The sequence below is a fragment of the Methanomethylovorans sp. genome (assembly GCF_050177135.1).
Classification (GTDB): Archaea; Halobacteriota; Methanosarcinia; order Methanosarcinales; family Methanosarcinaceae; genus Methanomethylovorans.
In genome coordinates, this window is the sequence record NZ_JBFXHJ010000028.1 from 1 (window position 1) to 19,287 (window position 19,287).

General features: G+C 41.6%; 24 protein-coding genes. 4 read left to right on the top strand and 20 right to left on the bottom strand.

The genetic code is table 11. The annotated features are described in order from the left end of the window. Window positions 1-95 precede the first annotated feature (95 nt). From AB7U21_RS03815 to AB7U21_RS03885, 15 genes are all read right to left on the bottom strand, one after another. Complete coding sequence (locus tag AB7U21_RS03815; protein WP_428387129.1) at window positions 96-434, bottom strand: transposase; 339 nt, start codon at window positions 432-434, stop codon at window positions 96-98. A gap of 74 nt (window positions 435-508) precedes the next feature. Further along, the gene (locus tag AB7U21_RS03820) at window positions 509-1,213 is read right to left on the bottom strand and encodes a cytochrome c biogenesis protein (protein WP_333788220.1); all 705 of its coding nucleotides are present in this window, start codon (window positions 1,211-1,213) and stop codon (window positions 509-511) included. A 79-nt stretch (window positions 1,214-1,292) separates the two neighbouring features. Beyond that, window positions 1,293-1,967, bottom strand: a complete 675-nt coding sequence (locus tag AB7U21_RS03825; protein WP_333788219.1) for a heme exporter protein CcmB — start codon at window positions 1,965-1,967, stop codon at window positions 1,293-1,295. Next, window positions 1,964-2,683: an ABC transporter ATP-binding protein gene (locus AB7U21_RS03830; protein WP_428387132.1), complete on the bottom strand. Its 720-nt coding sequence runs from the start codon at window positions 2,681-2,683 to the stop codon at window positions 1,964-1,966. Before AB7U21_RS03830 ends, AB7U21_RS03825 begins: the two co-directional genes overlap by 4 nt. 101 nt (window positions 2,684-2,784) lie before the next feature. Next, window positions 2,785-3,420, bottom strand: coding sequence for a molybdopterin-dependent oxidoreductase (locus AB7U21_RS03835; RefSeq protein ID WP_428387134.1), 636 nt, complete (start codon window positions 3,418-3,420; stop codon window positions 2,785-2,787). Window positions 3,421-3,456: 36 nt separating this feature from the next. Next, window positions 3,457-3,756: a winged helix-turn-helix domain-containing protein gene (locus AB7U21_RS03840; RefSeq protein WP_333788216.1), complete on the bottom strand. Its 300-nt coding sequence runs from the start codon at window positions 3,754-3,756 to the stop codon at window positions 3,457-3,459. A 75-nt stretch (window positions 3,757-3,831) separates the two neighbouring features. Continuing rightward, window positions 3,832-4,245, bottom strand: a complete 414-nt coding sequence (locus AB7U21_RS03845) for a hypothetical protein (RefSeq protein WP_428387136.1) — start codon at window positions 4,243-4,245, stop codon at window positions 3,832-3,834. Window positions 4,246-4,331: 86 nt separating this feature from the next. Next, the gene (locus AB7U21_RS03850; RefSeq protein ID WP_333788214.1) at window positions 4,332-5,387 is read right to left on the bottom strand and encodes a metal-dependent hydrolase; all 1,056 of its coding nucleotides are present in this window, start codon (window positions 5,385-5,387) and stop codon (window positions 4,332-4,334) included. A 114-nt stretch (window positions 5,388-5,501) separates the two neighbouring features. After that, complete coding sequence (locus AB7U21_RS03855) at window positions 5,502-5,927, bottom strand: hypothetical protein (protein ID WP_333788213.1); 426 nt, start codon at window positions 5,925-5,927, stop codon at window positions 5,502-5,504. A gap of 27 nt (window positions 5,928-5,954) precedes the next feature. Further along, a complete protein-coding gene (locus AB7U21_RS03860) occupies window positions 5,955-6,362 on the bottom strand; it encodes a molybdopterin dinucleotide binding domain-containing protein (protein WP_428387139.1) in 408 nt (135 codons plus the stop codon). Beyond that, window positions 6,359-7,603, bottom strand: a complete 1,245-nt coding sequence (locus tag AB7U21_RS03865) for a formylmethanofuran dehydrogenase subunit B (RefSeq protein ID WP_428387141.1) — start codon at window positions 7,601-7,603, stop codon at window positions 6,359-6,361. Before AB7U21_RS03865 ends, AB7U21_RS03860 begins: the two co-directional genes overlap by 4 nt. A 20-nt stretch (window positions 7,604-7,623) precedes the next feature. Then, complete coding sequence (locus AB7U21_RS03870) at window positions 7,624-8,082, bottom strand: (Fe-S)-binding protein (protein WP_333788210.1); 459 nt, start codon at window positions 8,080-8,082, stop codon at window positions 7,624-7,626. Between the two features lie 25 nt (window positions 8,083-8,107). Next, window positions 8,108-8,401 (bottom strand): ferredoxin-thioredoxin reductase catalytic domain-containing protein, encoded by a 294-nt coding sequence (locus AB7U21_RS03875; RefSeq protein ID WP_333788209.1) that lies wholly within the window; start codon window positions 8,399-8,401, stop codon window positions 8,108-8,110. A gap of 345 nt (window positions 8,402-8,746) precedes the next feature. Further along, entirely contained in the window at window positions 8,747-9,595 is an 849-nt protein-coding gene (locus AB7U21_RS03880; RefSeq protein ID WP_428387143.1) for a hypothetical protein, read from the bottom strand. 694 nt (window positions 9,596-10,289) lie between these two features. Further along, window positions 10,290-11,066 carry an endonuclease NucS domain-containing protein gene (locus tag AB7U21_RS03885; RefSeq protein WP_428387145.1) on the bottom strand — a complete coding sequence of 259 codons (777 nt, stop codon included), beginning with the start codon at window positions 11,064-11,066 and terminating at the stop codon, window positions 10,290-10,292. Window positions 11,067-11,288: 222 nt separating this feature from the next. Between AB7U21_RS03885 and AB7U21_RS03890 the strand changes: the two genes are divergently transcribed. After that, the gene (locus AB7U21_RS03890; protein WP_428387147.1) at window positions 11,289-11,438 is read left to right on the top strand and encodes a hypothetical protein; all 150 of its coding nucleotides are present in this window, start codon (window positions 11,289-11,291) and stop codon (window positions 11,436-11,438) included. A gap of 144 nt (window positions 11,439-11,582) precedes the next feature. Here AB7U21_RS03890 and AB7U21_RS03895 read toward each other — a convergent pair whose 3' ends face one another. Next, a complete protein-coding gene (locus AB7U21_RS03895) occupies window positions 11,583-11,705 on the bottom strand; it encodes a hypothetical protein (protein WP_428387149.1) in 123 nt (40 codons plus the stop codon). 175 nt (window positions 11,706-11,880) lie between these two features. On the opposite strand from AB7U21_RS03895, the gene AB7U21_RS03900 reads away from it, so the two are divergent. Next, window positions 11,881-12,393 carry a DUF6141 family protein gene (locus AB7U21_RS03900; protein WP_428387151.1) on the top strand — a complete coding sequence of 171 codons (513 nt, stop codon included), beginning with the start codon at window positions 11,881-11,883 and terminating at the stop codon, window positions 12,391-12,393. Between the two features lie 313 nt (window positions 12,394-12,706). On the opposite strand, the gene AB7U21_RS03905 is transcribed toward AB7U21_RS03900, so the two are convergent. Further along, window positions 12,707-13,321, bottom strand: a complete 615-nt coding sequence (locus AB7U21_RS03905; RefSeq protein WP_428387153.1) for a GNAT family N-acetyltransferase — start codon at window positions 13,319-13,321, stop codon at window positions 12,707-12,709. A gap of 197 nt (window positions 13,322-13,518) precedes the next feature. Here AB7U21_RS03905 and AB7U21_RS03910 point away from each other — a divergent pair, with 197 nt between their 5' ends. Continuing rightward, a complete protein-coding gene (locus AB7U21_RS03910; RefSeq protein ID WP_428387155.1) occupies window positions 13,519-13,986 on the top strand; it encodes a hydrolase in 468 nt (155 codons plus the stop codon). 34 nt (window positions 13,987-14,020) lie between these two features. Here the strand turns inward: AB7U21_RS03910 and AB7U21_RS03915 are convergent, their stop codons facing one another. Continuing rightward, window positions 14,021-14,713: a formylglycine-generating enzyme family protein gene (locus AB7U21_RS03915; protein WP_428387157.1), complete on the bottom strand. Its 693-nt coding sequence runs from the start codon at window positions 14,711-14,713 to the stop codon at window positions 14,021-14,023. Window positions 14,714-14,762: 49 nt separating this feature from the next. After that, a complete protein-coding gene (locus AB7U21_RS03920) occupies window positions 14,763-16,619 on the bottom strand; it encodes an AMP-binding protein (protein WP_428387159.1) in 1,857 nt (618 codons plus the stop codon). A gap of 1,036 nt (window positions 16,620-17,655) precedes the next feature. On the opposite strand from AB7U21_RS03920, the gene AB7U21_RS03925 reads away from it, so the two are divergent. Continuing rightward, window positions 17,656-17,844, top strand: coding sequence for a hypothetical protein (locus AB7U21_RS03925; RefSeq protein WP_428387161.1), 189 nt, complete (start codon window positions 17,656-17,658; stop codon window positions 17,842-17,844). Window positions 17,845-17,935: 91 nt separating this feature from the next. On the opposite strand, the gene AB7U21_RS03930 is transcribed toward AB7U21_RS03925, so the two are convergent. Beyond that, on the bottom strand, window positions 17,936-19,240 hold the full coding sequence (locus AB7U21_RS03930; protein WP_428387163.1) for a M18 family aminopeptidase: 1,305 nt from the start codon (window positions 19,238-19,240) through the stop codon (window positions 17,936-17,938). Window positions 19,241-19,287 lie beyond the last annotated feature (47 nt).

A 19,287-nucleotide genomic window follows, 5' to 3' on the forward strand; every position in this document is an offset into this window, starting at 1 on the left:
CTCCACATTGTCCTATGAGCTTCACACCTTGATGTTACCATCAACGCATGTCATAGTAGGATTATCTTAAATGGAAAAGATAGCGTTTACGCAATTCATAATCTAGCTTCTTGTCGCACTGTTTCAACGAAACTGCTATCAATACACACAGTATCTATTGAAAACTTACCTTTATAATAAGCGGAATCTCGAAGAGATTCCATTATCTTATTCCATATTCCTGCTTCTGACCATCTTTTTAATCTTCTCCAAGCTGTTATTCCAGAACCATAAGAAGGCGGTAGATCCCTCCATCTACAACCTGTTATCAGGACATAAAGAATACCGTTGATGACCTTACGGTCATCAACTCTCTTTCTTCCGGTTATCGGTTGTGGAGGCAGGAATGTTTTAATAAACTTCCATTGTTCATCAGAGAGTTCTTTAAAACCCATTCAAATCCCCATACTATTATTGGATAAAGGGGTATTTATACTTATGAAACCAGCTCTATATAAAAATATAAATGTCAGCGACTTGATCCCCTGAGAACACGTATCTCTTCTTTCAGGTTTTCCATATTTGATCTGTAAATGAACAGTGTTATGAACAAAACAAGGAACGCCACAAAGTTCACTAAAAGCGTCAGCTGCAACGCCGAGCCCTCCAGTCCTCCTCCTGAGCTGCCGTACATCGCCTCCCCGAACATTAACGGATGGGCAGAACGCCATAACCGGATGGAGAAAAAGCTCAGAGGCACAGAGACAAATCCCACAATTCCAAATACTGCTGCCAGCCTTGCTCTGGACTCCGGTTCCTCTATGGCCTGGCGCAGCAGCAGGTATGTGACATAGACCAGGAATAGTGCAAGGGATGTGGTAAGCCGTGGTTCCCATATCCAATACCAGCCCCATGTGGCCCGGGCCCAGATAGAACCGGTGATCAGTACCAGTAAAGCAAATATCACCCCAATCTCTGCTGCTGACCTGGCATAAATATCCCACTTAGCATCATTGGACCTCAACTGCATGACACTGGCAGCAAAGACAATGAAAAAGGCAAGATATGCCGTAATAGCTATGGGCATGTGGAAATAGAATATCCTGAAACTACTGTCAAGTACCTCCCCGGAGCCTGACCTCATAATGGGTAAGTAGAAAAAGATCATGTACATTGACAGCAGCACAAGTGCAGTGGTCACAACGGTCAATATCCTTAGTTTCTTATTTTCCATACTTTTGTCCCATATTGAATCTTAATTTCTATGATGGTTCAATATCAATATTTATCTGATTTCATGTTGTCGTTCTATTTTATCCTTCCATTGTATGGTCGAACAACAAACGTGCCAGTGTGAAGAAAACAATATCATATACAGCCATCAGGCGCAGCTCGGTGAGTACATCGAATAATCCTTCTCCTGTCAGTATTTTAGCCGTGGCCAGCACAGCCGGGATCAGTACCGGCAACAGCAGAGGAAGTAAGATCACAGGGAGAAGTATCTCTCTGGTACGTGTGTTGACGGTCAGGGCAGAGAGCAAAGTGCCGACAACAGAAAAACCCGCAGTGCCCAGCAGTATCACTATGACCATCAGAGGTATGCTTGGGATACTATAATTGAACAGCACTATGAAAACAGGTAACGTGACAATTTCCACCACCAGCATCAGGCACATGCCTGATATCGCCTTTCCGGTATATATGGCCGCACTTTCCACAGGACAGAGCCTTAGCCCTTCAAGGCAGCCATTCTCAGTTTCCGAAGCGAATAACCGGGTAATGCCCAGTGTTCCGGCAAAAATGAAGGCTATCCATAACAGGCCGGGAGCCACTCTATCAATGACCGAGGAGTCGCTAAGTACATCACTCAGGGATAAACTGAAGATCACCATGACCACCAGTGAGAAGACAAGCATGGAATTAATTACCTGTTTTGTGCGCAGTTCCGTACGCAGGTCCTTTGCGGTGATGTAAAGGCTGCGTATCATGTTCTTTCCTCAAAGATCTTTGTGTAGAAACCTTGTAATTCTTCCACAGAACCTATATCTTTTCGTCGGATATCAGAAGAGATCTTCCCGCTGCAAAGTATGACGATCCTGTCACATATATTAAATGCCCGATGCATCTCATGGGTGACCATGAGCACAGTGGATCTTCTGCTGTTTTCAAGAAGTATTTTCTCGAGATCACAGGCTGACTGCAGGTCAAGTCCTGTGTATGGTTCATCCATAAGGATGATTTCCGGACCATGGATCAGAGAACGTGCGATTGACAGGCGCTGCTTCATACCTCTGGAAAGTGTGCTTACCCTATCCATATACCTGTGCTCGAGATGTATCTGTTCCAGAAGCACTTCTATCCTTATAGTAAGTTCATCATCTGAAAGGCCATACATCTTTCCAAAAAAACGTAGGTTTTCCTCTACTGTCAGATCATTATACAGATAACTTTCATGCGAGATGGCGCCGATCATCTTTCTGATCTGTACGGCAGCTTTGCCGAGTTCCATCCCACCGATCTCCACTGAGCCGGATGAAGGTCGCACAAGGGTTTCAAGTATTTTGAGCAATGTCGTTTTACCTGCACCGTTGGGACCCAGTATCAGCACAAATTCTCCTTGTTCTATATCAAGATCGATGCTATCCAGTGCAACGTGTCCTGCGAACCTTTTGGTAAGCCCTTTTGCGGAGATGATGCTGCCCATGGGGTAGTAAATGACATGAACCTTAGATTAATATTGTGCCACGGAGATCATTATCCGTGGACAGGACCTGAAAAGAACGCATTTATTCAGAAGAACACAAATCAACGCTCTCTTACAATGGCTATATTGCTGTAACCTCTGGATTCCCAGAATCCCTCATAAGGCTGGTCGGTCACTTCTATATGCGTGACCCATTTTGCCCATTTGTACCCATATCTGCCTTCGGCAACCAATTGCAGGGGGAAACCTCTCTCAGAAGGTAATGTTACATTATTGAGCCTGTATGCCAGCATTATGTCCTTCCCTCTCAGATAATCTAGTTCCAGGGATGTGGAATAACCATCATCACAATAGAATATTACATTTTTAGCGCCCGGTTTTAATCCGGAATCATTGAAAATGCTGTTTAAGGTAACACCTGTCCACCTGGCATCGAATCCCCAGCCCTCCACACAGTCCATGCGTACGAACCTGTCAGCCACAGGTAAAGCAAGCAGTTCCTCATAGGTAAGGTTCAGAGACCTGTTCACCATTCCGGTAACCTGAAGTGTATAGGTTTCCTTGTTGATGAACTGAGTCCCTTTTATGGCATTGTTACGCTGTTCTTTAATTGAAGTAAGTTCCATGCCATCGAAAAAAGCATCTTCCTTTTCTGATACATTCGCTGCCGGGGTTTGTTGCTGTTCAACACAGCCACAAACAAGCAGAAAAAGAACGAAAATTTTAAAAATGTTCATCCTGCCATGCAAAACCATTCTCAATGCCAGTGTTGTTCACCTGTGCATTTCAAGTATTTCAAGACCCTTGTCAGTAAGACGGTATTTTCCCTCTTCTTCTTTTACAAGCTCCTGATGCAGCAGGTAATCTATCTGGAACTTGAAGGCCGTTTCTTGCAGAGCCAGGTTCTTAAGAAGTTCATCTTTTGAAGCACCGTATATCCCTATTTCCTTTATGAGCTTACGCCGCACCGGATTGGAAGCAGCTCTGTTAAGCATGTCATGTTCTATCTTTTTAGCTTCACGGGGACCGGGCTTGTTCATTATCATATCGTCAAGATCATCTGTCTCTACCACAAAAAAACCTCCTGTAACCTCCTCTTTTGAAGGCTATATTATTAATATGCAACGCCTAGAGAGACTATTTGAGGATCAGGCAAATAACTTTTGTGGTACGTTTCTGGATAGAGCCATAGAATATGACTTTTTCTGCCTGTTTGTTTGTATTTGTATTCCTTTTCTCAATGCCATTCCATTATCAGGTTTGAGAAATATAAGTTTTCCATTCTCATATCTCATAGGTGAGCCTATAGCCCTGAAATAATCGTTCTTCAGACAATGCAAAGCTGCAACAACCGTTTCCTGATCATATTTGGAATTACCCGGTTTAGCGGAGGCTGTTCCTACAAGCACACCATTGACGTGTAAGGCCAGATGCAGACTCCATGTATCGTGGTCTACGAACTCATGGATCGCAATGGTTACAGAAGGCAGCCCCTCATCCTCATGATAAAGATAATTAGTTTCCATGTAAACATCATCCCACAGAATCCAATCAATGAACATGAATTTAAACCACATGTTCACACAAGTAGAACTGATGTCATCGATCGCTATTCTCAGGAGTATATCGCTGATGTGTTGATGATACATTAAGTGTCAATGAATCTTTTCAAAGGCACAGGTCGTTCTATGTTCCTCTGGTCTTTCATGAAGACCATGTAACTAGAATTCTCTTTATCGAAGATAAAAATATATTCTACCTTGAAATATGCCCAGTATTTCACGTAAACTGACCTGGCATCCGAAACAGTAACAGTAGTAGTGGTCGAGTTCCCCGTTATATTGTACACAGGATAATCTATCTCCTGTGGCAAGCTGGAATCATACAATGCTGCAGCTCTTGAGATATATCCGTAATTCTCTGCAGGTATATTGTCATAAGAGTTCATTGGAACAAGGCTCGATCTGTGTATGCCTTTCCAGTAAGTTGCTTCAAATATCTTATAATGCGTTTCATTAAAGCTGTATGCACCTATGAACTTCCCAAATGACATAGGTGCCATATTCTGATACGAAATATCATAGTCTTCCGTATCTGAGATATATTGTACCAGCATGAGTTTAGTAAAGGGTGCAAAAGCGCACCAGATAAGAAAAACACATGATATAGAAACTATTATCGTTCTCTTATGCTGTTGCAGGTATCTGTATACATGGTCCATTTTTGCCCATTTTCCTTTATTCCTCTGATACCATAACAACAGTATGAACAGAGGTATCAGGGAAATTACAGTTATAATAGGATCAAAGAAATCAAAGGCGCCCAGGGTCGAGCTTTCTTTTATAAAAGGAAAAAAAGGGCGCATTTTCCAGCTTGTTGCATAATCCAGATATACGTGACTAAGAATTGCCAGGAAGCATGCGATAGTAAGACGCAGGTTCTTCTCTATTATATGAAGAAGCAGCACAACTATTATAATGAACAATATGGAGTGCATGAATTCCCTATGCCCCATCAAATAGAACAAACTGTTTCGCATCTCAGAGCTCAGGTTTTTTTCCAGCAGAAGGAATATGGCATATGGAATAAAATCAAGGTCAGGAAGTATCGAGAACAAAACCACCAGTTTACTTTTTCTTCCGCGTAATCCCAAAAGTAAAACAATGAGCAGGCCGATCCCTGCATGGGATAGAGAATTTACCATGATCCACCGTTTTTATTCAATACTAAAATATCTACCACGATCATCGGCCGAAACGGAACAAACATTCTCTTCAACTTTTCCGGGTATCGAGTGTATTCCGGTAAAAGAGAAAGATCAATACTTTCCGAAAGAACGTGCAATCAACCGGTGCATTCCATGGATGCTCAATCCGTTCCCAAGGTACAGCATCGGACACCTGCCTATCAATATATTGCCTGATGTGCCTGAAGCTATTGCACGAACTTTTTCAGTATCGGTTCTCCAGTGAACCCAAATATCTTTACAATTCCTGTCAATAAGATATTTTATGATATCAGCAGGTTCCATAGCCGTGATACCGATCACAACTTTTTCCACCGGCAGGGACAAAGCTTTAAGGGCAGCATTGGTTTGATCTGTATCCATGCCTTTGATATCCAGAACCTGCACGGGCATGCCCTTTTTTTTGAGTTCTTCTATGGTCAATTTTATAGCCGGCTTTGATCCGTCGGTCACTATCAGATAACTTTTCCCTTCCCAAAAGCTTTCTGCATCATTCATGCTATACCCTCCTTATACATTGCTACACTAGACCAGTTCAGCAAGCGATGTAACCTTTTCTCCTTTTGATCTCGATAACATTGCCTCTATATTCTTGAAGGCAGGTACGCCTGTACCTCCTGTATCAGCAGCCACAAGAGCATTAGCCCAGGGCCCATTGATCATGAACGCTGTTCCCGGATGAGACTGTTCAAGGGTTGAACCCTCAGCTTTTAATATCACTCTTCCGGAAGCATTTTTTGCAACAACCGGATCTCCTGCTTTCACTCCCATCTTCTTCATATCATCCTTATCCAGCCTTATGACCGAAGAAAGTTCGGCATATTGATCACCGAACCTGGAATTTTCCTGGGCGGTGTTCTGAAATATATCCCTGTGGGTAACGATGATGAACTTGAACTCAGGTTCTGTGAGGAATTGTCCGAATCCCATCATATCTCCTCCATGATACGGGAAATGATCTTTTCATCTGTAAGCCTGTTAGTTTCAATGATCTGTTTAAGTATCACTTCCACACCATCCATACGTATCGCAGTGCCTGCGCATTCAACACCGCTAAGGGCAGAGGGAATGGTCACTTTGGATCTTCTGGAGGTCAGGTTCTCGCATGGGTCAACGGTAATTAACGGAACCTTACTAAGTTTCTTTGCAATTGTCCCCGGGAGGCTTGCAAGAGGATCAGAGCCGATGATCAGGGCTGCATCTATAACGTCATTGCTGATGAGTTCTATCACAGATTGCTGTGGTCCATGCTCGACTTTTTCTCCTCCGAAATACACCCTGTTGATATGACCGGTCTCCCTGAAGAGAGTGTGATCGAAACCACGCATATTGTATTGTCCCACCATGGGTATCAGATGGAATTTTGAAGTTTCGTTGAGCTTGTTCATTAAGCTGAAGAGGGGGTCCAGTGAATCCAGGGAATATGTCATGCCGAGACCTGCAAACACTACTCCGAACTCTGCCTTTTTCAGTATATTTGCTAATTCCAATATCCTTTTGGGATCCATATTGAACGATGTCTTTGGAACCTTACTGGATAAAGCATTAAGAAGAGCGTTCATGAATTCCGGATCCGCTCCAACCGGTATCTCGTAGAGCTTATCGCCGCAAACGGCAGCAGTATCAGATCTTCTTACATCTATGATTACGGCGGTCCGGTCCTCTTCCCAGCCTCTCTGGCGCTGTTTTCCCCGGGGGAAGTAGGAATACATGGAAAGATGCCGTGGATGGGAATGTGAAGGGTCCGCTCCCCAGAATACGATCACATCAGCCATGTGTCGCACTTCATCCAGAGTGCAGGTCGGTATTTTTTCGTTGAGAATAGCCTCAACCAGAGGTCCCTGGCAGAAAGAAGATGTATCATCGATATGTGCACCAAGTTCTCTTGCAAGCTCTATGGCTTTTGTCTGGGCTTCCAGTGTGGAATTCCCGTGCCCGAAGATAAGAGGATGCTTTGCTTCTTTCAGTATCCTGGCTGCTTCCTTTATTGCAGTGTTTTCATCAACAGTTTTTCCATCCACTGTGCATGGCATGGGTGAAACGCAGCCTTTCATGCGCGAAACGCCTTTTAGGCATGCTGTGTCAACTCTGATCACCTTGTTGTCCTGCAGCTCCACTGTAATATCATCACATAGTAAGGCACAACCTGTACAAACTAATGGTCCGTCGTCCAATTATATCACTCCTGAAAGGGTCATACAAATTCTATTGCTTTTGTGGGGCATGTGTCTATGCATGCATAACATAATGTCTTGTTGGGACCAAAACGGCGACATTCGTGGATATTCACTGGCCGGACTATGCCGTCCTTTATATATAGGATCACCTTATCGTTGCTCGGTGCCCTGCCACTGCCTGTTCCTTCCGGATCTCCCACCACGTTCACCGGACATGCCACTACACAGTTGCCACAGCCGATGCATTTGTCTTCATGCACAAGAAAACCTGTTTCAGTGACATCACCCACAGGAGTTATCAGCTCATTGAGCTTTTCATAGCCTGCACGATATTTCTCTTCCTTGAGAGGCGGACAATCCTCTATACTTAGCTTACGTGCCAGCAGCTCCACTGCAAAGGCCATACAGGTAGCTTTTCCGCATTTTTTGCAGTTTGTTTTTGGCAGCAGCTGGTAGATCTCCATTAGAGTTGGCATGATAGCTGTCTTCCTTCAGGACTGTTCACTGTCCATTGCCGTTGTTCTTGAAGAACAGGCCACAATGACAACTTCCATTTGTCTTGATCTCTTCTTCATGGTACACACATGGACAGATTATATTTTTATCCTCTTCCTTGTCTCCGGTAACTATCCTGCAAGGACAGTACTGGCGCCCTAGCTCATTCCTGTTCCTTGTAAGGCCATCGATGACTATATGCAGCATTTCTTCATCAGGGTTAAGGATGTATCCTTTTTTATCTGCATATCTAACAAGCCATTCTCTTGTCTTTTCAACTATGTGTTCATGTTTGACCATTCATCTCACCAGAATTAAATATTGATCTATTGGGCCCATTTACCTTTTTCAGACCCGCAGGTCCATTGAAAATACGATCATTTGGGGAATTGTGGATTTCCATACATGTTTCAGGAATAAATATATGATCCAAAGGGTCCACTCCAATATACTATGGAGGGTATATATTAAATGTGTAACGCTTAGTGATTGCCTATCTTTCTGTTCTTATATCTTTGTACGGGAAGGTATTAAAAAAAATGTTCACTCCGGCAGAAAAGGATCGTTTATGGGAGTGCCCATGTACGGCGGAAATCCTACTTATGATAGCAATAGCACTGGATGTTATAGCAATTTAAAAAGTTGTTATTTATCGATCACTTTCTTTCTTTTTCTGGATTCCTGAAGTATCTTTACAGGTATTCCCGCACCCGGAACAATGAAACCTGCGATCTCACCGCCAATCTCGAACAAAGATTCCTCAGTGAAGATCTCTGTCATCTTTTCCTTGAGAACTTTCCCTGAATAGAACTCGCCGGTGATGCCGTCGAACTCCAGTACGTTCTGTTTGTTCTTCGGGACCCAGTTATACTCGAAAGCATAAACTGGCCTGAAATAGAGGTCCAGGGTATCTATGCTCACGGTCTCATCCAGTATTTCATCAGCATCTATGGGTTTTAGCATTTCGGTCAACATTTTCCTGACAATGTATGCAGCCTTTACTTTTACCGGAAGTACTATAGTGTCCCCTTCATTCAGCTCTTCGGTCTGTGCAAGTTCCCTTGTGGACATGGAGATATATCTGGAAAAGTCCTCTTCCTTTTCAGTACAGGCATCCACAAAGAGCTCTTTTGTATTGGATTCCAGACAGTGTTCTATGCGTGAAAGTGTGATGTCCCTTTGGGGATCTATGGTCTTTTCTTCACCAAATATTGTTACTTTCTGAACTATAGGATCACTAATCTTAACGGTGAATTCACGATTACGCTTATATTCAAAGTGTGTGGAACAGACAGCATGCCAGAAAGGTTTGTATTGTTTTTCTGAATGGGTTATAGTAATATCTTCAGGTTTTGGTCGCGACAGAAGATTCTTGAGTCCTCCAAAAGCTGTAGTCTTTTTGTTCCAGGCCAGTTCTTTCATTTCCTCAAATGTTTTTTCACCGGTCACTACCAGCATTCTTGGTTCATGGGTCACCAGGTTGAAACTATCCATATTAAAGAATAGTAATATCCTTAGCAATAATGTTTTTGCATGGTCCTGGTATGTTCGTCGAACGAATCGAACTTATCATAATCCATTTCCGACGATATGTTATTTCAAGGCTGGAATTACTGCTAAGAAACCGGCACTTTGAATATAATTAAATTTATATATTATTAATACGAATAATATCCTAGATTGAGCAACTACCTGAATTGGTCGTTACGTCAATCGATTCGTATATTATGGCAAGTCGGTATTATCCGGACGGAGGTGAAATTGATGGAACAGAGGAAAGAAGCACAGAAGAAGGGAGTAAAAGCTCCAGCACCTGCTAAGGAACAGAAAAGGAAGTAATTACTAAATTTACCGTATGCTATTGATCATTTAGTATTCTTTGATGAGGTGAAAACAATGGAACAAAAGAAGGACGCACAGAAGAAGGGAGTTAAGTCCCCTGCACCTGCAAAAGAGCAGAAAAGAAAGTAATTACTAAAATTTACCGAAAGATCATGTTAAATAAGTATTCTTTGATGAGGTGAAAACAATGGAACAAAAGAAGGACGCACAGAAGAAGGGAGTTAAGTCCCCTGCACCTGCAAAAGAGCAGAAAAGAAAGTAATTAGTTAAATAACTTTTTTCGGGGGTATTAGTCCCCCACATTTTACTTTTAACACATTTTTTGTAAATAATATCTGTAGGCTGGTTATGCATCTGGGGTTTTCTTATCCAGACCGAGTACATAAACTTCTATGCCTGCGCCAATGCAGGCTTTCAATCTGCTATCAGCTATCCGTGCACAGACGATCCCCAATCTGATCTTTTCCCGGGGGATGTTGTACTTTTCTGAATAGGTGACAAATCTCTGTACCTGTCCTATGGCATTATCCCTGGCCTCGATCTCGATCTCTATCAAAAGATGTTCATCCTTCTTACTTTTGAATACGGCATCTATCTGTCCGCCTTCTGTCTCTACTTCAGTGTCAATGAACTCCAGTCCTTCTTCTATGAGTTCAGGAAAAGTGGAGATCATTCTGGCAATGTCCTTCTCTGAAATGGAACTGTGATCCGTGATCTCATTCATAGAGCTTGCTTTCAGCACCCTGTTCAAATGTGAAGCAATATCTATCCTCTTCTTGTTTATCTCATGAGGATAAACGTTCGTGACCTGGCCTTTTTCCAGCTTTAGCAGTATGCATATTTTCCCAAGCTTCTTCCTGCGGGAAATGGGGAGCACTCCACTGCCTTTGCTGACAACACCGATCCCATTTTTCCTGCTTATTATTCTGAGATCCTCTACAAGTTGTTCTTTCTCAGCATCGGTCAAAGTGGCGATGTCCACACGCTCATATCCTATCCCATGCTTTTCCTTGATCGCATCAAGTAAAGTATGGTAGGATCCAGCATCTTTGTCTTCCATTCCAGCAGTTATATAAAGCCTATATGTGATCATTTTCAAACTTCCGGTTAGATCAGTATCCATTTGACATCAACTATATGAGTGTATGGTTCAGGCAGGCACACATCAACTTTCTAAGTTTACCTGCAATAGAGTGCAAATTATGCACAACAATGTGGCTGATCAAAGAATCAGGCTAAAAGTGCTTACCTTTCTCTATTCAAGTATGATCAATAACAGTAATTGCGTGAAAATTTATATACTAATATTGTACATATAACTAACATACCATATGAGGGGAATTCTATGGAACGAGACAAAACGACATTTATTCAGTTCCAGGAAATCTATTTTAGATACCTGAATACAGAACAGCTTTCAGAACAAGAAGCAAAATTGAAGGACAATATGATCGATTTTGTCCAACGGGCGTGCATCGAATATTTCATGCATTGACCTGTGAACAGGACAAATGACTTCAATAAAACGTATTTTGATAGCAACTTTTGTTATCATTTCTTTTCTTTCTGATGGATGTATGATCTTTTAAGTTAATTTCTAGCATATCTAAGGGGATCTTCATCGCATAAACAAAAGTGATTAATCATTTTTCACGATATTGTTCTTCTGTTCACTCAGATCTTCTTCCTTTTTCTTTAATTCCAGCATCACATGATTACATCTGCCACTTTTGCTTCCACAAACTTTACAAAATCTTGCCATGTTTTCACCCAATTATAGTATTCATCAACAATTAAATATTAATATAATTATAGACTAATACTATATTGCCTTATTTACCCATATTTCAGAATATGAAGGAGATAAGATAAATAATTACTGAATAACTAAAAATCATCTGTCAAAGAAAGAGAATATGATCAGACGGAGCATGGGCATGTCAGCTATACAATCAGAAAACGGTCTTATTTTTCAGGAAAAGCAGTATTTTGACAAATGGATGCAGTTCTTTGCTCTTGCAGGGTTAATGATGATGATAAATGTGGGAACTCTTTTATCTATATTTTATATAGTTCCTGAAGCTCCTTCAGTCCTTCTCATTTTAGCAGGTATTCCTGTACTTGTTTTTGCAATTATAGGTTTTCTCTTCTCTAAAATGGAAATGACAACTGAAGTACGGCACGACGGATTGCATATCAGGTACCGTCCAACACAACGGATCTTCAGGCACTTTCCCTTTGACTTAATTGAATTTTCTCAAATATCAAAAGGAGGACTGCTTGACGGAATTAATAACTGGAGGATCCGTCGTTACCCAAATAAGACCATATATCAATGTGGCAGTCATGAAAAGGTGCTGATAAAACTCACTAATGGGAAAAGCCTTCTTATTGATTCAAAGCGCCCTGATGAGTTGATAGCTGCTATTAGTTCCATGAAAAAAATGTAGGGACAAGTCCCTTTACTTCTATATACGAAGTTTCAGCCTTGATGTTTCAGCCTTGATTTTTACCTTTGAATAGTCGGTTAAGTCAATCCGGTTCAAAGATCAGCGTATACCATACCTGAAACAAATATCATTGCAATGACCATAAGCAGAGAAACTGCCAATATAGCAGCTATTCTTTTTATTCGATTTTTACCGACTATCATACCTACCACAGTGTAAGTAAATCATTCAACGAATATATTTCTTTCTAAATCTTTCTGTTGTTTTTATGTCGCTTTTTGTTAATTATAGTAACCAAAGATCATGTTATTAATCAAATCTGTTTTAATTGAGTGTCTGTAACATGTTTCTCTTTATAGGGGAATTGCTTTTCGAAATACTCCAACTCGTCATTATCGATCTTAAAGACTTCATCCTCAAAAAATTTACCTGAAATGCCCCGCAAGCTGTCCTCGTAGAGCTCTAATACCATAAACGCATCAAGATTATCACCCCAGGATGTCTGTATATTATATTCTTTAGCGTCCACAAAACCAAAACGATGATAGTAGTCTGGGTTTCCAAAAATAACTATACCCTTATATCCCAACTGCCTCGCCTTTTCGATAGAATGTTCCATCAATAAAGAACCAATCCCTTGATCTTGATATGATGGCAATACTGCAATTGGACCCATACATAAAACTTCGAATTCTTTATTTTCATCATTTACTACCTTAGCTCTTGAATAGATAATGTTGCCTACAATTACATCGTTATCACATGCAATAAGATCCAGTTCCTTTACAAACGCAGATACTTTTCTTATTTTGTGCAATACAAGGTGTTCATCACATCCTGGTTTGTATAGATCCCAGAATGCTTCTCTTGTCAGGTATTCTACATCATTGAAGTCCTTCTCTACCTCTTGCCTGATAGAAATATGCATTATTGTTCTCTCCACTTTCTCCGAAGTGATAAGAAATCTGACTTATATAAAAGATCCGTATCTACATCCTCACAGATGGGAAATTTTATCATTGAACTATGCTGACCCTTCATTTTTCATTGGCGCTGCTTTCATTGAACTCCCAAAAGAAGCCTTTTTATACTCCACAATTTCTATTAATTGATAGAGGTATTAGTATGGACGAAGAATGTTGTCCAAAATTTGAACCCGGACCCTGGGACAGAAAGATCTTTGAATGGAAAGACAAGAGATTTGTTAAGGATAAGGTCCTCACACTTTTCTATATGCCCGTTAACTTTGGCCGGGTGATGAAAAGACTTGACGGAAAAGTACGAAATGCAGGTGCGAATATTCCTGAATGGCTTTGTCTTTCTGATCACACTTCAAAATGGAACATGGACCTTTATCTGGCAGTTGACAGGGAGGTACCGGGAGCTAAGAACATCACTCTTAGTGGCAGATTCCTGAGCAAGGTATATGAAGGACCATTCAAGGATACGGCAAAATGGGGCGATGACTTCAATGCATATGCACAAAAACAGGGACTTGAGATCAGGAAATGGTTCATGTGGTACACAACATGTCCCAAATGTGCAAAGAAATACGGAAAAAACTATGTTGTGATCCTGGCAGAGGTTAAGTGAATTGCAGTGAGGCATAAGTAGAAAACTTGAGCAATCACACTGACCTCAGAAGACGGAAGCCAAGCGAGTAGTGGCCATAGTTCGGGTGGAAGGTCATGCGGTAGGCTGATCGACATTTCCTGGGGTAGCTGACCCAGCCACCGCCACGCAGGACAGGACTAAAAACAACAACATCTTCCCAGGTACTAGCATAAGCCAGATTCTCATCATAATTTCCATTTGATCTGTTCTGACACCATTCCCACACATTACCATGCATATCATATAAGCCCCAGGGATTTGGTTTCTTCTGCCCTACCGGATGTGTTTCATGCTCTGAGTTAGCACAATACCATGCATATTCCCCCAATTTTGAATCGGTGTCTCCAAAAGAATATCTCGTGGTCGTGCCTGCTCTGCAGGCATATTCCCACTCCTCTTCAGTGGGCAGGCAGTACTTGTCAGTACCTTCCTTTATGTTCAACTTCGCGATAAACTCCTGCACATCGTTCCAGGAAACACATTCAACAGGTCTGTCATCTCCTTCAAAACATGAAGGATCGTTGCCCATTACAGATCTCCACTCTTTCTGGGTGACTAGATATTTTCCAAGGTAGAAAGGTTCTGGGATGATCACTCTATTAGCCGGTTTTTCAAATATATGCCTATTTGGATCCATTCTGAGCTCGCCGGCAGGGATAAGCACGAATTCCATACCAAAGGGATTTTTCATAGATGTAGCATACATTTTCTTCTCAGCTTCTCCTTGCTATTTTTCTATATGCTCATCTATTGTATCATTCGCTCTGAAGCTTTTTTAATTCCATTTCCCTAAGTTTTTTCCGCATGATCTTGCCTCCAATGGTTTTTGGCAGTTCATTCATGAATTCGATGGAACGGGGATATTTGTAGGGTGCAGTTGTGTGCTTTACATGGTTCTGAAGTTCCTGTATCAGTTTCTCCGATGGTTCAAATCCTTCGTTCAGCACTACGAAAGCTTTGACTATCATACCCCTTATATTATCAGGAGTACCAATAACAGCAGATTCCTGCACAGCCGGATGCTCTAGAAGAGCACTTTCAACTTCAAACGGACCTATGCGGTATCCTGAACTTTTGATGACATCATCATCGCGGCCTACGAACCAGAAATAGCCGTCATCATCCATATAGGCCTTATCGCCAGTGTAATAGAATCCGTTCTGGAATGATCTTTCATTCTCTTCATCGTTATTAAGGTATTTGACAAGAAGACCCACAGGTCGCGGATCAAGAGAGATAGCGATCCTTCCCTCTTCAAATTTATTGACCGGGTTCCCGTCTTCATCATGAAGTTCAATATTCCATCCCGGGGATGGTTTTCCCATTGAACCCGGCTTGTTCTCCAGGCAGGCAAACGATGAGATCGCACAACAGGTCTCTGTCTGGCCGTAGCCTTCATAGATGTTAAGGCCTGTCCCTTCCTTCCACACTTTGATAACTTCAGGATTCAACGGTTCGCCTGCACTGCAGCAATGACGGAGCTGAGTTAGGTCGAACTTTGTCAGGTCGGCAAGTATAAGCATCCTGTAAATGGTGGGTGGACAACAGAAAGTTGTAACTTCATATTTCTCGATAAGAGGGAGCAGCTCAGTTGCCTCGAATTTTCCTCTGATGTCATACACGAGGATGCATGAACCAGCGATCCATTGTCCGAATATTTTTCCCCATGCACATTTTGCCCAGCCGGTATCCGAGAAGGTGAAATGCAGGTCGTTCTCGGTCAGATCCTGCCACAGTTCTGCAGTGACCCTGTGGCCCAATGGATATGCGTTGTTATGAAGCGCCATCTTGGCCTTACCCGTGGTCCCCGAGGTGAAATAGATCATCATCGGATCAGTGGAATGCGTAAGTGCGGGTATTGATACCGATTTATGTGAAACGGGTGCAGGATATAATAACTCGTGCTGGAAACTGACCCAATTATCTCTTTTTCCGTCAATTACCATACATTCTTTTAGGGTGGGACACTCCGTTCGTATCTCATCGACCTTAAGCGAGTTTTCCATATCAGTAATCATCATTTTGAATTTGCCTACGTTGATCCTGTACTGTATATCACTTGGCGTCAGAAGTGTCGGACACGGGCATACGACAGCACCAAGCTTTATGAGTGCAATTACGAATATCCACCATTCAGGTACGCGATGAAGCAACAGAACGACTTTATCTCCTTTATTGATCCCATATTTGATCAGAATATTTGCTGCTTGGTTGGAGAGTTTCATCATGTCTCTGAAGGTGTACTTTTTCTCTTCTCCCTGCTGATTGACCCATATCATGGCCAGTTTGTTGCGGTCTTCCTTTGCCCAGGCATCAATGATATCATATCCAAAGTTGAAATACTCGGGAATTTCATTGTTCCATTCCTCTCTTGCCTTATCGTAGTCGCACATATTACGAGGGATCTCTTTAATATTTAATATCCGGGCGTTCACTGTAAAAGAATTATCATTTGCCTGCTCCAGTTGAGAGCGTGGAATTCGCCAGAGCCTGCCCAGTTTTACTCCATCCATGGTCCCTTCCTGAAGCCATGTATGCACGGTTTTGGTTTCGACCCTAAGCTTTTTAGCCACTTCATGTGGTGTGAGGTAGTGCGATTTTTCTGCTGTCATTATACATGTCGAAGTGGTCAATGTATTTTAATGCTTTTTTTTAATTTGGTTATATAGCTGTCAATGTGAAGAAAAAATGATCATGTGTTCTTATTACACTTTTAAGAGGAATGGGATGTCAATCCCCTAAAAAGTTTTTTATTTTAGTAACCTTTTTATACTTTATTTGCCTATGTATCTGCCAAAAAAACGAGTGAAAAAACGTGCGTGGAAACAACAACCCATATAGCTCTACTCTGCTATGTTTCGTTTATGACTGTAGCCGTTCTTTTCACATAAGGTGATTCCGTGTCAGAGCTTACAGAATGCTTTTTGGGTCTTGCGCTCACAATTGCGTTTGCATCTATTATCTTCTAATTTCAATTATTTTTTTCTTGATTCTTTTCTACAGAACTAAATACTCACAGATCTGTCTGTTATCGAAAACAAGCGATGTATGATCATGTTTTGCTTAATTATCACCTGAAGAGCATTTAGATAAATTCTTATAGGGGAATACCTTTCTTTTTTTAGATATCGTTAATAATATTCTTTTAAACATGCGCAGGGTACACATATGCTGGAAATACCAGAAAGGCAAAGGATAACAGCTCTAAGCTAGGAACTAAAAGCATCTCTGCTTCCAGAGTATCCAGGGTTTCTCAGGAAAATAAATGAGAACGAATTACATGATCTTAAACCTTAATCTTTCGAAATTTAAAATTCAAAGACACAATTTTAAGTCACATATTCACTTCATTAAATAACTTAAAGTAATATGACCGTCAGCAATTTATATCATTAAATAGATAGTATAAATTGGTCACAGGGAAGTCAGCTGGAAAGTGAAGCAAATTCAGGACAGGGTGAAACCTGATCCCGTAATAAACTTCATTGTTGGAGGTCAAGCCTTGTGACCAACTTCTTTCTCATGTCTTTTTTTCACTTTCAGGCGTGCCTTTATACTCAATTATCTCTTCTGATTTAGAATGCTTTTCTAACCATAGTCTGCTTTTCATTATTTTTATATAAAAGAGTTAAGAAGAGAACGAACAACATGAAACAAAAATCTTATTCAGTTGCAGCGGTTTTATGGTATATGGCAGCAATATGCTTTTTTATCGCTGCAGGATTCAGTAAAAACAGCACATATGTGGCATTAGGTGGACTTTACATATGTATTGGTTCGTTATATTTGGTATTGTATAACAAACATAAAGATCATAGTGAAGAAAAAGAAATGTGATTTTTACACGTTACTTTCCAGTAAGCTATCTTCATTTATTTTGAGAAACTGAAAAAATATCCAGTTATATCAAAGTATGCCATTATATGTATCACTCCTCCAATTGAAAAAATGTCCTGAATATTTCTATGGAATCCAGAAAGTCCTGTTTGCCCATCAGCTCCCTGGCTGAATGCATCGCCAACATCGGCACTCCTACATCCACTACATGAACAGGCATATATTTGGTAAGCAGCGGACCCAGGGTCGTTCCTCCCGGCTGGTCCGAATGGTTCACGAATTTCTGATATTTCGCACCTGCTTTGCCACACAGCTGTTGAAAAGCTGCAATGGTATCCACTTCAGATGCATAGGAACGATTACAACTGATCTTGATAGCGATCCCTTTGTTCATAACAGGCTTGTTGGTGATATCGCTCTTTTCACTGTAATTGGGATGTAACCCATGGGCACAGTCGGCTGAAATCACAAAGAAGTTCATTGCCTGCCGGATGGCTTGTTTTTCCCTTCCTGCCGTTCCCATACGGATCCTTTCCAGAACATTGCTCAGCATCACGGAATCGGCACCTTGCCTGGTCATAGAACCTATTTCCTCATTGTCCATGAATGCAACCATGTTGATCCCGTCCTTATGTTCCGACCCTACAAGAGCTTCCATAGCAGCGTATACCATGGACAGATCGTCGATCCTCGGACAGGAGATGAATTCCTCTTTTGAGCCCACCAACATACCTTCTTCATAACAATAGACGTTCAGGTCCATGTCCAGAATATCCTCACGCCGGACTCCAGCCTCCTTCGCAACCAGCTCCAGAAGATGGTTATCTTTAATTTCATCTTCGAGCAACTGGGTCAAAAGAGGCTGCATTTCTTTTTGGACCTTGATCTCCACGCCTTTATTGACATCGCGGTTCATATGGATGGCCAGGTTAGGGATAATAAGTATGGGTCTTTGGAGATCCAGATGGATCACTTTAGGCCTCAGAACCGCATCGGACCTCACCGCAATTCTTCCGGCAATGGATAGGGGACGATCGAACCATGTGTTCAGAATTGGTCCACCATAACGTTCCACATTCAGTGTCAGCATTCCTTCAATGTTCACCTCAGGATTAGGCTTGATCCTGAATCCGGGACTATCCGTGTGAGCAGCGATAATTTTCACACTTTTTTCCGGAAATTGATCGCTTCCGACAGTAAAGGCCATCAACATGGAAGGATATGGAGTAATATAGTATTTCCCCGACGCATTCAACGTCCATGGCTCACTCATTTCCAGTTCCATGAAGCCTGCAGCTTCCAGACGTTCTCTTATGGCATCCACCGTCTGAACGGATGTTGTCGCCTTTTTCATGAATCCGAAAAAATCACTGATATAATCTTTTGTATGATCCATATTTGCCACATTCCTCATGATGTACTATATATGCATTCAGCTTTGCA

What these genes read in the sequence shown, in the direction of transcription:
- AB7U21_RS03815 (WP_428387129.1), bottom strand. Translation starts at nt 434, where the DNA reads ATGGGTTTTAAAGAACTCTCTGATGAACAATGGAAGTTTATTAAAACA.
- AB7U21_RS03850 (WP_333788214.1), bottom strand. Translation starts at nt 5,387, where the DNA reads ATGGTAAATTCTCTATCCCATGCAGGGATCGGCCTGCTCATTGTTTTA.
- AB7U21_RS03820 (WP_333788220.1), bottom strand. Translation starts at nt 1,213, where the DNA reads ATGGAAAATAAGAAACTAAGGATATTGACCGTTGTGACCACTGCACTT.
- AB7U21_RS03885 (WP_428387145.1), bottom strand. Translation starts at nt 11,066, where the DNA reads ATGGATACTGATCTAACCGGAAGTTTGAAAATGATCACATATAGGCTT.
- AB7U21_RS03845 (WP_428387136.1), bottom strand. Translation starts at nt 4,245, where the DNA reads ATGTTCATTGATTGGATTCTGTGGGATGATGTTTACATGGAAACTAAT.
- AB7U21_RS03905 (WP_428387153.1), bottom strand. Translation starts at nt 13,321, where the DNA reads ATGCATATTTCTATCAGGCAAGAGGTAGAGAAGGACTTCAATGATGTA.
- AB7U21_RS03925 (WP_428387161.1), top strand. Translation starts at nt 17,656, where the DNA reads ATGAAACAAAAATCTTATTCAGTTGCAGCGGTTTTATGGTATATGGCA.
- AB7U21_RS03830 (WP_428387132.1), bottom strand. Translation starts at nt 2,683, where the DNA reads ATGGGCAGCATCATCTCCGCAAAAGGGCTTACCAAAAGGTTCGCAGGA.
- AB7U21_RS03895 (WP_428387149.1), bottom strand. Translation starts at nt 11,705, where the DNA reads ATGGCAAGATTTTGTAAAGTTTGTGGAAGCAAAAGTGGCAGATGTAAT.
- AB7U21_RS03855 (WP_333788213.1), bottom strand. Translation starts at nt 5,927, where the DNA reads ATGAATGATGCAGAAAGCTTTTGGGAAGGGAAAAGTTATCTGATAGTG.
- AB7U21_RS03920 (WP_428387159.1), bottom strand. Translation starts at nt 16,619, where the DNA reads ATGACAGCAGAAAAATCGCACTACCTCACACCACATGAAGTGGCTAAA.
- AB7U21_RS03835 (WP_428387134.1), bottom strand. Translation starts at nt 3,420, where the DNA reads ATGAACATTTTTAAAATTTTCGTTCTTTTTCTGCTTGTTTGTGGCTGT.
- AB7U21_RS03890 (WP_428387147.1), top strand. Translation starts at nt 11,289, where the DNA reads ATGGAACGAGACAAAACGACATTTATTCAGTTCCAGGAAATCTATTTT.
- AB7U21_RS03875 (WP_333788209.1), bottom strand. Translation starts at nt 8,401, where the DNA reads ATGGTCAAACATGAACACATAGTTGAAAAGACAAGAGAATGGCTTGTT.
- AB7U21_RS03880 (WP_428387143.1), bottom strand. Translation starts at nt 9,595, where the DNA reads ATGGATAGTTTCAACCTGGTGACCCATGAACCAAGAATGCTGGTAGTG.
- AB7U21_RS03825 (WP_333788219.1), bottom strand. Translation starts at nt 1,967, where the DNA reads ATGATACGCAGCCTTTACATCACCGCAAAGGACCTGCGTACGGAACTG.
- AB7U21_RS03860 (WP_428387139.1), bottom strand. Translation starts at nt 6,362, where the DNA reads ATGATGGGATTCGGACAATTCCTCACAGAACCTGAGTTCAAGTTCATC.
- AB7U21_RS03930 (WP_428387163.1), bottom strand. Translation starts at nt 19,240, where the DNA reads ATGGATCATACAAAAGATTATATCAGTGATTTTTTCGGATTCATGAAA.
- AB7U21_RS03915 (WP_428387157.1), bottom strand. Translation starts at nt 14,713, where the DNA reads ATGTATGCTACATCTATGAAAAATCCCTTTGGTATGGAATTCGTGCTT.
- AB7U21_RS03900 (WP_428387151.1), top strand. Translation starts at nt 11,881, where the DNA reads ATGTCAGCTATACAATCAGAAAACGGTCTTATTTTTCAGGAAAAGCAG.
- AB7U21_RS03870 (WP_333788210.1), bottom strand. Translation starts at nt 8,082, where the DNA reads ATGCCAACTCTAATGGAGATCTACCAGCTGCTGCCAAAAACAAACTGC.
- AB7U21_RS03910 (WP_428387155.1), top strand. Translation starts at nt 13,519, where the DNA reads ATGGACGAAGAATGTTGTCCAAAATTTGAACCCGGACCCTGGGACAGA.